Origin of the sequence: Bowmanella yangjiangensis (assembly GCF_017255015.1) — a bacterium.
Classification (GTDB): domain Bacteria; phylum Pseudomonadota; class Gammaproteobacteria; order Enterobacterales; family Alteromonadaceae; genus Bowmanella; species Bowmanella yangjiangensis.
Map to the genome: position 1 here is coordinate 1 of NZ_JAFKCS010000474.1, position 588 is coordinate 588.

1 pseudogene is annotated in these 588 nt (G+C 72.3%); it reads right to left on the bottom strand.

Features of this window, described 5'->3' with window-relative positions:
• Positions 1 to 588, bottom strand: a pseudogene (locus J0A65_RS25230) (hypothetical protein); the annotation flags it as partial.

Here is a 588-nt window from a genome sequence, read left to right on the forward strand (position 1 = left end):
GGGCAGGGAGAACGGGCCATCACCCTCGTCATCCAGCGGGACCAGGCCAGGCGGTACCGGCAGGCTGTCGAGTACCGCTGGCACCTCGGCGGCCTCCTGACGTACTGGCGCCGCACCGGCAGCGGCCTCGGCGACAGGTGCAGGTGCAGGTGCAGGAATTGACGCAGGCACAGGCGCGGCCGGCAAGGGCTCGTCGACAGGCACCGCCGGCGCAGCGGGCTCTGCCGCTGGCGGCACATCGGCGGCGGGTGCGGGCGCCGGTGTCACGGGCGCGTCGCTGGCACTCTCGCTGCGCGAGCCGAACAGGCGCTGCAGCAAACCGGGTTGATCCTGCGCAGGTGCCTGCTGCACGGCCAGCGCCTGCGCCTGCAGATTGCTCAACTGGCTGAGCAGGGCCGGCAGCAGGTACTGATGGCTGGCCGCCTCCTCCAGCTGCTTGCCCAGCGCCTTGAGCGCCTTGCGCACCTCGCGGGGCGGCTCCAGGTCCTGCAACTGCGTGACCAGGCGCGCCAGGGCAGTGGCCGCCTCCGCAGCGCGCTTCTGACGGCGCTGCTCGGATTCCAGCACGGCCTTTTCCAGGCGCGGGAT